11 protein-coding genes and 1 pseudogene are annotated in these 12,168 nt (G+C 72.0%); 6 read left to right on the forward strand and 6 right to left on the reverse strand.

The features are described 5' to 3' along the window. Positions 1 to 714 precede the first annotated feature (714 nt). Positions 715 to 2,349 (reverse strand): BCCT family transporter, encoded by a 1,635-nt coding sequence (locus tag HGB44_RS27975; protein ID WP_082768589.1) that lies wholly within the window; start codon positions 2,347 to 2,349, stop codon positions 715 to 717. A 235-nt stretch (positions 2,350 to 2,584) separates the two neighbouring features. Between HGB44_RS27975 and HGB44_RS27980 the strand changes: the two genes are divergently transcribed. From HGB44_RS27980 to HGB44_RS28000, 5 genes are all read left to right on the forward strand, one after another. Continuing rightward, on the forward strand, positions 2,585 to 3,505 hold the full coding sequence (locus tag HGB44_RS27980; RefSeq protein WP_061083002.1) for a TetR family transcriptional regulator C-terminal domain-containing protein: 921 nt from the start codon (positions 2,585 to 2,587) through the stop codon (positions 3,503 to 3,505). A 168-nt stretch (positions 3,506 to 3,673) separates the two neighbouring features. Continuing rightward, positions 3,674 to 4,573, forward strand: coding sequence for a BKACE family enzyme (locus HGB44_RS27985; protein ID WP_061083003.1), 900 nt, complete (start codon positions 3,674 to 3,676; stop codon positions 4,571 to 4,573). Positions 4,574 to 4,620: 47 nt separating this feature from the next. Beyond that, positions 4,621 to 5,610 carry a 3-hydroxyacyl-CoA dehydrogenase NAD-binding domain-containing protein gene (locus tag HGB44_RS27990; protein WP_061083004.1) on the forward strand — a complete coding sequence of 330 codons (990 nt, stop codon included), beginning with the start codon at positions 4,621 to 4,623 and terminating at the stop codon, positions 5,608 to 5,610. Further along, complete coding sequence (locus tag HGB44_RS27995; protein ID WP_061083005.1) at positions 5,607 to 6,056, forward strand: thioesterase family protein; 450 nt, start codon at positions 5,607 to 5,609, stop codon at positions 6,054 to 6,056. The genes HGB44_RS27990 and HGB44_RS27995 overlap by 4 nt, the downstream gene beginning before the upstream one ends. A 161-nt stretch (positions 6,057 to 6,217) precedes the next feature. Beyond that, positions 6,218 to 6,949, forward strand: coding sequence for a dienelactone hydrolase family protein (locus HGB44_RS28000; RefSeq protein ID WP_061083006.1), 732 nt, complete (start codon positions 6,218 to 6,220; stop codon positions 6,947 to 6,949). 383 nt (positions 6,950 to 7,332) lie between these two features. Here the strand turns inward: HGB44_RS28000 and HGB44_RS28005 are convergent, their stop codons facing one another. Next, on the reverse strand, positions 7,333 to 7,950 hold the full coding sequence (locus HGB44_RS28005; RefSeq protein ID WP_061083007.1) for a hypothetical protein: 618 nt from the start codon (positions 7,948 to 7,950) through the stop codon (positions 7,333 to 7,335). Between the two features lie 109 nt (positions 7,951 to 8,059). Beyond that, positions 8,060 to 8,725 (reverse strand): hypothetical protein, encoded by a 666-nt coding sequence (locus HGB44_RS28010; protein ID WP_061083008.1) that lies wholly within the window; start codon positions 8,723 to 8,725, stop codon positions 8,060 to 8,062. 299 nt (positions 8,726 to 9,024) lie between these two features. On the opposite strand from HGB44_RS28010, the gene HGB44_RS32580 reads away from it, so the two are divergent. After that, positions 9,025 to 9,765: a MerR family transcriptional regulator gene (locus HGB44_RS32580; protein WP_061083009.1), complete on the forward strand. Its 741-nt coding sequence runs from the start codon at positions 9,025 to 9,027 to the stop codon at positions 9,763 to 9,765. A gap of 38 nt (positions 9,766 to 9,803) precedes the next feature. Here HGB44_RS32580 and HGB44_RS28020 read toward each other — a convergent pair whose 3' ends face one another. The 3 genes and pseudogenes from HGB44_RS28020 to HGB44_RS28030 form a co-directional block, all read right to left on the reverse strand. Further along, the gene (locus tag HGB44_RS28020; protein ID WP_061083010.1) at positions 9,804 to 10,808 is read right to left on the reverse strand and encodes an arsenic resistance protein; all 1,005 of its coding nucleotides are present in this window, start codon (positions 10,806 to 10,808) and stop codon (positions 9,804 to 9,806) included. 4 nt (positions 10,809 to 10,812) lie between these two features. Continuing rightward, entirely contained in the window at positions 10,813 to 11,598 is a 786-nt protein-coding gene (locus tag HGB44_RS28025; RefSeq protein ID WP_061083011.1) for a MerR family transcriptional regulator, read from the reverse strand. A gap of 82 nt (positions 11,599 to 11,680) precedes the next feature. Further along, positions 11,681 to 12,168: pseudogene (locus tag HGB44_RS28030) on the reverse strand (cytochrome c biogenesis CcdA family protein); the annotation flags it as partial.

Genomic DNA, 12,168 nt, shown 5'->3' on the forward strand with positions numbered 1-12,168 from the left:
TTCGGTGGGGAGGAAGGGCGGGCCGAGAAACGGCCGGGGGAGGAGTTTCGCCACGGTCGGCTCGTACCGTGCCCGGCAGGACCGAAATCGGCGGGGACGGAACAGCCGAAGCGGAACCAGGACGCAGTTTAGTGGCCGTTCGGACACGCATCGTGTCGGATTGTCTGGCCACATGTGGCCGTGTGCGTTTCCCGGGGACGGCAGGGGTTGTCGCCCGCCTCGCCGAATGCCTGTGCGTTTGCCCGGGCGAACTCCGAGGTCCGAACTCCGAACAGTGCGCGAAGGCAAGGGATTGTTGTTTTCCCGATGTGCCCGACACGTGCGGTGCAGGAATGTGCTGCCCCGGAGCCGAGTGTTTTCGAGGAGCTGTTGAGAACGCGTCACACGAACTCCGGAGGAGTGGTGGATGCGGTCAACGGGGCCCGCGTCGAGCCAGGGCGGATCGACATCATGCTCGGCGCGGCCTGCCCGGTAGGAACCCCGCCGACGGGAGGCGGATCGCCGTTCGGTCGAACCCCTCGTGCGACGACCGTACTCCGTGGTGTGCAGGAGGCTCTGGTGGCGCGGGGACCGCCTCCCACCACGAACCAGAGCCTCCGTCATATCCGGGCCGCGGGTGCGGGGGCGGCCGCCGCCCCCGCACCACCGACGATCCCTCGGGCGGGGGCCCGCCGCCAGCACCGGACCGCTCCGCGCGTCACCGCGGGCGGGGGGTCACCTCGCAGCCGCCGCAGGCGGGGACGGAGGCGTGTCCAGTCCCGGTTCCTCCCCCTGGTCGGGGCGGAGGTCGGGCCCGGACCCGGCCCCGGCGGGGTCGGGGCTCCGAGCGTCGAGGCGGTAGCTGTCGTGCTCGCGGAGCCAGCGCACGAGGGAGGCGGCGACCAGGGTCAGGATGATGATCAGCGGGAAGGCGGTCACGACCGACAGCGTCTGCAACGCGTCGGTGCCTCCGGCGGACATCACCGAGACCGACACCGCGGCGAGGACGAGGGCCCAGAGCACGCGGTTGGCCCGCGAGGGCTCGACGTCGTTCGGCAGGTCACGGGATGTGGCCGCGCCCATGATGTAGGACGCGGAGTCCAGCGTCGTGGCCAGGAAGACCAGCAGCAGGAGCAGGAACAGCGGGGTGATGATCCAGTTGAGCGGGAACGCCTCCAGCGTGGCGAAGATGGCCGGGACCGCGCCCTCGGACTCCAGGGTGTCGACGATGGGCGCCTCGCCCCGCAGCTCGAACGCCATGCTGGAGTTGCCGAGCAGCGCGAACGAGAGCCAGCAGCCCAGGCTTCCGAAGCCGCACATGCCGACGATGATCTGCCGGACGGTGCGGCCCTTGGAGATCTTGGCGCAGAACATGCCGACGAAGGGTCCGTAGGAGATCCACCAGCCCCAGTAGAAGACCGTCCAGATCTCCTCGAAGCCGGACCCGCCGACGGGATCGGTGTAGGTGCTCATCCGGACGATGTTCTGGGCGAGCATGCCGACGCTGTTGGTGAAGGTGTCGATGACGAAGACCGCAGGGCCCAGCACCAGGACCAGGGCGCCCAGGGCGGCGGCCAGGTAGAGGTTGAGGTTGGCGAGGCGCTTGAGGCCGCGGTGCAGGCCCAGGGCGACGCTGCCCCCGAACAGCAGGGTCCACAGGCCGATGACGATGGTGTTGAGGGTGGCGCCCGGCTCGAACCCCAGCATGCGGGAGGCGCCCTCCGCGACGGTGGGCACGGCCAGGGCCAGCGAGGTCCCCGCCGCCCCGATCATCCCGAGGATGAAGAAGACGTCGATCAGGCGCCCCGGCCAGCGGTCGACGCGGTCGCCGAGCACCCCGCGGCAGGCCTCGCTGAGGCGCAGGCGGCGGATCCTGCGCACGTGGTAGGCGTAGGCGAGGGCGAGGGTCGGGACGCAGAAGACCGCCCAGGCGGTGGGGCCCCAGTGGAAGAGGGGATAGGTGGCCGACCACTCGGCGGCCTCGGCGCTGTGCGGTTCGAGTTGGAACGGGGGATCCACGTGGTAGTGCGCCCACTCGATGATCCCCCAGTACATGAGGCCGCCGCCGATCGCGGCGGTGAAGATCATCGCGAGCCAGGTGGGGGTGGAGAACTCGGGGCGGTCGTCGGGACTGCCCATCCTGATGCGGCCGTACCTGCTGAAGACCAGCCAGACCAGCAGTACCGCGAGCCCGACGACGAACCACATGTACACCCAGCCCAGATCGGACTGGAGCCAGGACAGGACGTTGCCGAGCAGGCGTTCACCCGTCTGCGGCGCGATCACGAACGGCGCGCTGAAGCCGATCACCATGATCAGCGCGGGCCAGAAGACTTTGTTGTCGATGTTCCAGCGGATGGCTCGGGTCACCTCCGGGGTCGAGGGCGTGGACTATCCAGTTACTACTGTGTTGCGCTTGACTAATCAACCAGTCAGAATCGCTTCACCGCTGTTCGCCCTCGCTGTCATCCGCCGTCGTTCTGGAGAAAAACGTGTGGTGGCAAGGGTTTGGTGAGCTTTGGTGCGCTCGGTACGACGTCTCTGTAACGAAGTGACAACCACGCCTGCGTTGCGAAAATCGCCATAGTGCTGTTACGTTCTCACGGTGAGCGACAACACGGCCGACGACGTGCGCGGCAGGGCCCGTGAGGCGATCCGCCGATCCGGCCTCTCCCAGCGGCAGTTCGCGACCGGACTCGGCATCGACCCCAGCAAACTCTCCAAGTCCCTGAACGGCACCCGGCGGTTCACCGCCCTGGAGCTGGCCGCCATCGCCGACGAGACCGGGGTGACGGTCAACTGGCTGCTCAACGGCAAGGACGACGCCGAGACGGTCTCGGCGGTGCCGCGCGACTCGTCGGCGGTGAGGCCGTCGTCCGCGAGCCTGGCGGACCACCCCACGGCCGCCCGGGAGCACAACCGCAGACTCCAGATCATCGAGGCCGCGTGGACCCTCATCGCCGAACGCGGCTACCACGCGGTCCGCGTCGCCCAGATCGCCCAGGCCTGCGGGACGTCCAGCGCCACCGTCCACTACTACTTCCCGACCCTGCACGACCTCCTCGTGGAGGCGCTGCGCCACTCGGTGAAGCAGGCGTTCGACCGCCAGGTCGCGGGGCTGCACACCATCGAGGACCCCTACGAGCGCCTTCTCCAGCTCATCGAACTCCAGCTCCCGGCCTCGGACCGCCTGCGGCTGGAGTGGTCGGTCTGGCTCCAGGTCTGGACGGCCGCGGCGCTGGACCCCGGGATGCGGGAGCTGCACGCCGACTCCTACCTGCGCTGGCACGAGACCATCGCCCGCACCCTGCGGGAGGGCAAGGAGAGCGGAGTCTTCGCCGACTTCGACGTCGAGGAGATGACCAGGCGCCTCACCGCCCTCATCGACGGCATGGGCATCCAGGTCATGACCGGGATGCCCGGACGGTCCGTCGCCCACATGCGCAACACCCTGCGCTCGGTCATCGACAGCGACGTCCTGGGGAACCGCGACGTCCCGGGAAACAGCGACGCCCCGGGGAACTGAGACAGCCAGCACCCGCCCCGCCCTCCGACCCCGCCCTCCGCCCCCGCCCTTCCGGAGCCCTCGCCTCGGTTCCGCACGCCCCGAACGCGCACACCGACACCCGGCACCCGACGGCCGCACGGCCAGAGCCCGACACACACCGCACACACACGGATACGGAGCGCCGCCTTGAGCGACACCATGAACCCCAAACCCATCCTGACCTGCGCCCTCACCGGCGCTGGGGACACCGTCGGCCGCAGCGAGCACGTCCCGGTGACGCCCCGACAGATCGCCGCCGCCGCGGTCGAGGCCGCCGATGCCGGCGCCAGCGTGGTGCACATCCACGTCCGCGACCCCGAGACGGGCGCACCCTCCCGCGACAACGCCCTCTACCGGGAGGTCGTCGACCGCATCCGCCAGACCGGCGTCGACATCGTCATCAACCTCACGGCGGGCATGGGCGGCGACCTGGTCATCGGCCAGGAGGACCCGCTCAGGTTCGAGGAGGGCACCGACCTCGTCAACGGCCTGGACCGCCTGCCGCACGTGGAGGAACTGCTGCCCGACATCTGCACCCTGGACTGCGGCAGCCTGAACTTCGGCGACGGAAGCCAGGTGTACATCTCCACCCCGGACATGCTGCGCGCGGGCGCCAGGCGCATCCAGGAGCTCGGGGTCCGCCCGGAGCTGGAGATCTTCGACACCGGCCAGCTGTGGTTCGCCAAGACGATGCACGCAGAGGGCCTCATCGACGACCCGTCGATGTTCCAGCTGTGCACGGGCATCCCCTACGGGGCGCCGTCGGACCCCGGCGTCCTCCAGTCGATGGTGAACCTGCTCCCGGCGGGCGCGCAGTGGGCGAGCTTCTCCATCGGCCGCAAGCAGATGCCGTGGGTGGCGCAGTCGGTGCTGCTCGGCGGGCACGCCCGGGTGGGGCTGGAGGACAACCTCTACCTCAGCCGCGGGGTGAAGGCCACCAACGGCCAGCTCACCGAGAAGGCCGTCGCCATCATCGAGCAGCTCGGCGCCCGGGTGGCCACACCGGACGAGGCCCGCGCCATGCTCCGGCTCCGCAGCGCGGCCTAGGCACCGCCCCACACCCCACACGAACCACCGACCACATGAGGAGCACGATGACGGAGAACGCGAGAACCACCCCCGAGGCCGTGCGCACGGTCGCCTGCGTCGGAGCGGGCGTCATCGGAGGCGGCTGGGTGGCCCACTTCCTGGGCCGCGGCTACCGGGTGGTCGCCTGGGACCCCGCCCCGGACGCCGAGAGCAGGCTGCGCGGGCTGGTCTCCTCGGCCTGGCCCGCGCTGGAGGAGCTGGGCCTGGCCGAGGGGGCCGCCATGGCGAACCTGCGGGTCGTGGACACGCTGGCCGAGGCCGTGGCCGACGCGGACTTCGTCCAGGAGAGCGCCCCGGAGCGCCTCGACCTGAAGATCGACCTGCTGGCCGAGATCGACGCCGCCACCCCGGAGGGCGTGGTCGTCGCCTCGTCCACCTCCGGCTACAGCATGAGCGAGATGCAGGTGGGGGCCCGCACGCCGGAACGGCTCGTCGTCGGCCACCCGTTCAACCCGCCCTACCTGGTGCCCCTGGTCGAGGTCGTCGGCGGCGAGCGCAGCGAGCGGTGGGCCGTCGACTGGGCCTCGGACTTCTACCGCGCCGCGGGCAAGTCGGTGATCACCATGGAGCAGGAGCTGCCGGGGTTCATCGGCAACCGGATCCAGGAGGCCGCCTGGCGCGAGGCCCTGCACATGGTCGCCGAGGGGGAGGCGACCGTCGAGCAGATCGACCTGGCGATGACCAGCGGCCCCGGGCTGCGCTGGGCCTTCTTCGGACCCTGCCTGACCTTCCACCTGGCCGGGGGAGAGGGCGGCATGGCCCACATGCTCGACCACTTCGGCCCCTCCCTGAAGTCCCCGTGGACGCGCCTGGAGGCGCCCGAACTCACCGCCGAGCTGCGCGACCGCATGGTCGCGGGCACGGACGAGGTCGTGGCCGGGCGCTCCACCGCCGAACTGATCGCCCAGCGCGACCGCCGCCTGATCGCGGTGGCCCGCGCGCTGGAGGAGGTCGAACGCGCGGAGGCCGCCGAGCGTGCGGGGGAGAACGCGTGAGCACGACACTCACCCAGCGGCTGCGGCCCGAGTGGATCGACTACAACGGCCACCTCAGCGAGGCCTACTACGTCCTGGTCTTCGGGTTCGCGACGGACGCGCTGATGGACCGGGTCGGCCTGGACGCCGCCTACCGCGAGCGGTCCGGCTGCTCGCTGTACACGGTGGAGGCGCACGTGCGCTACCTGCGCGAGGTCGGCGCGGACGCTGAGGTCGAGGTCCGCACCCGGGTGGTCGGTCCGGGCCCGGACCGACCCGGCGCCAAGAAGGCGCGGATCTGCCACGAGATGCGGGTCGGCGAGGACCTGGTGGCGACCGAGGAGCTGATGGCGCTCCACGTCGACCAGGCGCAGGGCCGGGCGGTGCCCTTCCCCGAGGAGGCCGCCGCGAACCTGGCGGCCCTCGCCGAACCCGCGCCCGACTACGCGGGCCGCGCCGTCGGCTAGTCCGCCGCCGACCCGCGGGCGTCCCCGGCGAGGTCCGGCGGATGCGGCGCCGGGGCCGCGGAGGCCCGGGGAGCCTCCGCCGCGTTCGCGGGCGTCCCCGCCGTTCTGCCGGCCGCAGAACACCGCCCGCACCGGGCCCGGGGCCACTACAGTCCTCTGCCATGACGACGATTGCGACGCGCACGGTGGAGTACCGGGCTGACGGCCTGACCATGACCGGGCATCTGGCGATCCCGGCCGGCGTCGGCCGTCGGCCCGCGGTGCTGCTCGGACCGGAGGGTCCCGGACTCAGCGACGTCGAGCGCGGCCGGGCCGACGCGCTCGCCGAGCTGGGCTACGTGGCGCTCGCCTTCGACCTCCACGGCGGACGCTACCTGGCCGACCCGCAGGAGATGCTGGCCCGTTGCCTGCCCCTCCTCGCCGACCCCGACCGGATGCGGGACATCGGTCACGCGGCCCTCGGTGTGCTGCGCGCCGAACCGCGGACCGACCCCGATCGGATCGCCGCCGTCGGTTACGGCACCGGGGGCGCCGTCGGGCTCGAACTCGGACGCGGCGGCATCGCGCTGCGCGCGATCGGCACGGTCAACGCACTGACCACGGGCCGACCGGGCGAGTCCGAACGCATCCGCTGCCCGGTGTGGGCCGGGGTCGGGTCGGAGGACCCGATCATGCCGCCCGAGCAGCGCGAGGCGTTCACAGCCGAGATGCAGGCCGCCGGCGTCGACTGGCGGCTCACCGTCTACGGCGGGGCCCTGCACGCCTTCCACCACCCGCCCACGCCCGCCGACCAGACCGTGCTCCCCGGCGTCGGGCACCACCCGCGGCACGCGCGGCGCGCCTGGCGGGACGTCCTCGACCTGCTCGCCGAGTGCCTACCCGTGGCGGCGTGACCGGGCCGGTCCGCCCCAGGACGGCGCTGACCGGCCCCTTCGTGAGGGGCGCGTCCCCGCGGGCGCTGCCGCGAGGAGGGACCGGCGCGAGCGATGCCGCTGAGCCCCGGCCCGGAGGGGAGCCCGCGGCGGACCGGGGTGCGGAACCGGTACGACCGCTCCCGTGTCCCAGGTGAGGCGCTCGGGCTTCCCCGCGAGCGCCCCGAAGGCCGCCGCGCCCACACCGAGCCGACCCGGACCACGCCCACATGCTGTCGTGGTCCGAGCACAACCCCAAGGGGTTGGCGCTCGTCATCTTCGGCGCCGTGATCCTGGCCGTGGTGGTCTTGATCCTGCTCATGAACACGCTGGACGCTCCGGGCGGCCTCCAGTGTCCGCAGGGATCAGCCCGCGAGCATGCGGGGGACGAGGTAGACGAGTTCGAAGGCCTCGTAGGCCGCGCCGACGACGAACAGCGCCAGCGCGGGCAGGCTCAGCCAGCCGATCTGTTGGAGGCCGTGGAGGTAGCCGCGACGGCGGTCGGGGGCGCCGACCGCCGCGGGGCGCAGCCAGGCCCTTCCGAGGAGGTAGGCGCCGAGCATGACCAGGGCGTAGGCCTGGAACTCGATGACGAGCGTCAGCGAGTGCGGGATCATCATCGTGGCCGTGGTCGCGTCGACCGGGGCGAGGATCACGCCGGTCTCGTACGCCTTGTAGGCGAAGAGGGGGATACCGGCGAAGGGCACGATCATCGAGGGCAGCAGGATCCTCAGGACGACGACGGTCAGCACGTTGACCCCGAAGATGGTCAGGCCGAACAGCCAGGGGTTCGCGAACAGCTCACCCACCAGGTCCGCCGTCCCGTCCTGCTGCTGGGAGCCGACCTGGGCGGCGTTCAGCTCGGGGAAGGCCAGGGCCGCGCCCACGCCGACGAGGAACACGCCGTAGGCGATCGCGTTCATCACGAGGTAGGCGCGAAGGTTCGCGCGGATGATCCGGAAGGGCCTGCGAAGGCTTCGCACGTGTCTGTCTCCGTGTTCGACGGGGTTGGTTCGTGGGGTCCGAAGAGCCGCTGGGGCTCGCGGTACTCGGTGCCGCGCCGCGGGAACGCGTGTCCCGCGGCGTCGGCGGTCAGCCGCTGCCGTCCAGCAGCGCGTTCCAGCGCAGCCGCGTCGCCCGCTCCACGCTGGAGGCCGAGGCGCACAGCCCGAGCGCGACGTTGAGCCACAGCGGCAGGTCGACGGGCGAGGCGAAGGCGCCGAAGCGTTCGGCTACCGGGGGCACCTGTGAGACCCCCTCGACGATCTGCGGGACGACGAGGACGACCGGCACGATCAGCAGGACCAGCGACACCGCACCGACCAGGCGGCCCAACGCCGGGTGCTCGCGGTCGAGACGGGCGCGACGCCCCTCCGCCGAGCGTTCGTCCGGAACGAGCTGGCGCGCGTCGCCCCCGGCGGTCACGTAGTGGCAGCGCCTGAGCCCGAAGGCCGTCGACTCCACCTCGATCACCCCTCCCCGCACCGGGAGGACCGCGGGGAGGGCGGACTCCAGGTGGTGCCTGCCGTCCAGGTAGAGGTGGGCCCTGCCCTTGCCGTCCTCGGTCATGACCCGCTGCCAGTAGGGGACGTCGACGGTGTGGACCACGCGGCGCCCGTCTCCGTCGGTCAGGGGCAGGTGGAACAGTGCGCGGGAGAGCGGCTGCCACCAGCGGAAGCGCTTCAGGGGACGGCCGCTTCCGCCCCTGATCCGTGTCGCCGCCCTGTGCTGCCTGCGCTGCCTGCGATCCCTGATCACTTCGGGCTCCCTGTCCGTTCGCGAAGATCGGTGGCCGACCCGGCGCGAGAACGCAACCGCCGCATGCCCGTCGCCGCTGGGGGCGTACCTGGCCTGCGCGGTCGCGAACCGGTCACGATCGGCACCCGCCCCATTGCAGAGCCTGCCCTCGGGGCAGGGTCAAGCCTGGACCGCGCCGCGTCGGACACGGCGGGCGAACGGGGGACGCCGCTTGACCCTGCCCCCGGGGCAGGGTGTGGACTGTGGACACGCGTGGGGTGTGGCGCTGCCCGCGGTCGCGGCGGAGGAGGAGGCATCGCGTGGCCTGGAGTACTCAGCAGCTCGCCGAGCTCGCCAACACGACGGTGAAGGCCGTCCGGTACTACCACAAGATCGGCCTGCTGGATATGCCGGAGCGAACGGCGAACGGATACAAGCAGTACCAGGTCCCACACCTGGTCCGCCTGCTCCAGATCAGGCGGTTGAGCGATCTGGGGGTTCCGCTGTCGGAGGTGGAGTCGATGGGACGGGCGGACGAGGACCCGGACGAGGCGATCCGCGTGCTGGACGGGGAGCTGGAGGCGACGGTCGAGCGGCTCAACCGCGTGCGGGCGGAGCTGGCCGCCATCCTGCGCCACCGCGCACCGGCCTACGTTCCCCCCGCGTTCGCCCCGGTCTCCCGTGAGCTCTCCGAGAGGCAGCGATCGTTGCTGATGGTCTACTCGACCGTTCTCAGCGAGGAGTCCGTCGAGGAGTTCCGCGCACTGATCAGCGAACCCGACGAGACGGACGAGGAGTTCGAGGCCCTTCCCGCGGACGCGGACGACGCCGCGATCGACCGCCTCGCCGCGCGCATGCTGCCGGTCGTCCGCAGGGGACGCGAGGAGAACCCCTGGTCGGCCGACCCCGCGGTCGACGCGCCGGGCGGTGCGGAGCACGCCGAACGGACCATGGCCGAGGCCATGGTGCAGTTGTACAACCCAGCGCAGCTCCGTGTGCTGAAGCGTGTGAACGCTCTCCTTCAGGAGGAGGCCTCAGAGGCGGGCGAGGACGCGCCCTGACGCGCCCTGACGCGGCATCGGCCGGGAGTCCGAAGGGGTCAGCGCTCGTCCCCGTGCCCCTGGCGGACCCGGGCCGGAGCGGACCCGCTCGAAGCGGGGCGCCGCGCCCTCACCAGCTGGGCGAGCAGGGCCAGCACGGGCAGTTCCACCAGCGGCCCCACCACCAGCGCGACCGCGATCAGGGGCCGGTCGGGGAAGGCCGCGACCGCGATCGCCAGCGCGATGGGCGAGTTGCGGGCCGTGGTGGTCATGGTCAGCGTGACCCTGTGGTCCGCGGGCAGGTCCAGCAGGCGGGACAGGCCGGTGGCGACCAGGGGCAGCGCCACGAAGAAGACCGCCAGCGGCGGCAGCAGGGCGAGCAGGTCGCCGGCGTGGTCCAGGACGGTGCGGGCCTGCCAGGCGAACATCGCCAGCACGGCCGCGTACAGCAGCGGCAGGACCAGGCGCGAGGCCGGTCCGGTGACGTACCGCTCGCGCCAGGCGGCCCCCTTGAACCGGTGCGAGGCCCAGCGCAGCGCCATCGCCAGTGCCAGGGGCACCACGAGGACGAGCAGGACCGACTCGGCCAGGGTGGCGGCGTCGACCATGGCGGCCCGCCCGCCCAGCAGCAGCACGTACACCGGCAGCAGGACGAGCTGGAGGATCAGGTTGACCGGCAGCAGGGCGGCGGCGATGCCGGTGTGCCCGCGCGCCACGGCGGTGAAGACCAGGTACCAGTCCGTGCACGGGGTCACCAGCAGCAACAGCAGACCGATGCGCAGGTCAGGCTCCCCTCCCAACAGCCCGGCGCCCAGAGCCCAGGCCAGAGCCGGGGTGAACACGAAGTTGAGCACCAGGCTGGTGACGACCAGGGCCTTGGCGCGCCTGACCTCGCCCACGTGCGCGGCGTCCATCTGCACGAACACGGCGGTGAGCATCACCAGCAGGGCGGGCAGTACCACGTGCTCGGCCGCCGGGCCGACGGGCAGCAGCAGACCCGCGGCCAGCCCCGCCACGGCGGCCAGGGCCACGAACAGGCTCTGGAGGCGTTCGGCGAGCGACATCGGTTCAGTTCTCCTTGACGGGCCCGGGGCCCAGGGCGCCGAGCAGGCGGGCGGCCTGCCCGGCCGGGGAGCCGGGGACGGGGCGCTGGTCGGGGTGGATCTCCACGTGCAGGTGCACCCGCTGCGGGGTGAAGTCGATGCGCAGGTCCAGGAAGGCGCAGCACTGCTGTTCGGCCGCGGCCAGCTCGGCGACCTGCCCGGCCCGCTCCAGGGGCAGGCTCCAGGAACTGCCGTGGGCGCGCTGAGTGCGGGCGGCCCCGGTCAGTAGCTCGCGCCAGGCGTCCAGGCGGCGTTCGTGGTCGCCCGTCTCCAGCAGGCAGGTGGCGCCGCCGGTCTGGGTCAGAGGCAGGGCGCGCGGGTGCGCCGCCTGGCTCGGCGGTGCCAGGTCGGCCAGGAAGGCGCACCCCGGATCGCAGGGGGCGTCGCGGTCGGGGAGCTGGTGCAGGCGGGTGTGGGCGGTGCGCAGCAGCGCCTGGAAGTCCGCCAGTTCGGCGGCTTGGGCGCGGGCCTGCTCCAGGCGTTGCTCCAGGCGCGGGCCCAGAGCGGCCTTGACGCGCGAGCAGGGGTGGGCCGCCCACAGCGCGGTGAGTTCGCCGATCTCCTCCAAGGCCAAGCCCAGGTGTTTGGCGGTGGTGATGAACGTGAGCCGGTCCAGGGCGCGCTCGTCGTAGAGGCGGTACCCGGCCGAGGACCGCTGCGCCGGGAGCAACCCGCGCTCCTCGTAGTAGCGCAGGGTGGTGGCCGCCACGCCGGAGCGTTCGGCCAGTTCGGAGACCCGCATCAACACCATGGGCACACGGTAGACCTTCGAGCCGACTCGAAGGTCAAGCCCGGGGCGTGCACGCGCCGTGGACGGCTCTGCTGCACAGCGCTCATGATTCTCCGCCGGTGGCCTCGGAGCGAGTGCTTCGGGAGCCCTCCTTCGGGACCGGGTCCTTCCCCTCGGACCCCCTCGGCCCGCGCGAGCGGCTCCACTTCCAGGCACCCGCCACGAGCAGGGCGGTCCCGGCCGCGCCGAGGACGAACACGTCGATCCCCGTCCCGCCGACGGCGAAGAGCCACTCCTGGATCCGGTAGCTCTGGTCGTCGAACGCCCCGATACCGCCGAAGAGGGTCGCCGTTCCGTCGTAGAGCAGGAACACGACGCCGATGGCGATGAACAACAGGCCGGACAGCGTGCTCGTGGTGTGGACGCGCACGGGGCCGAGGGAGACGGTGCGTCCGCGCAGCCAGCGCTTCTCCCCCAGGTCGTAGCGGTCCCACAGCAGCGCCAGCACGAACAGCGGACCCGCCATCCCCAGCGCGTAGACCGCCAGGAGCAGGGCCCCGCGCATGGGGCCGCCGGTGGCCGCGACGGTCA

The sequence above is a fragment of the Nocardiopsis alborubida genome, from assembly GCF_012396365.1.
In the GTDB taxonomy this organism is placed as follows: Bacteria; Actinomycetota; Actinomycetes; order Streptosporangiales; family Streptosporangiaceae; genus Nocardiopsis; species Nocardiopsis alborubida.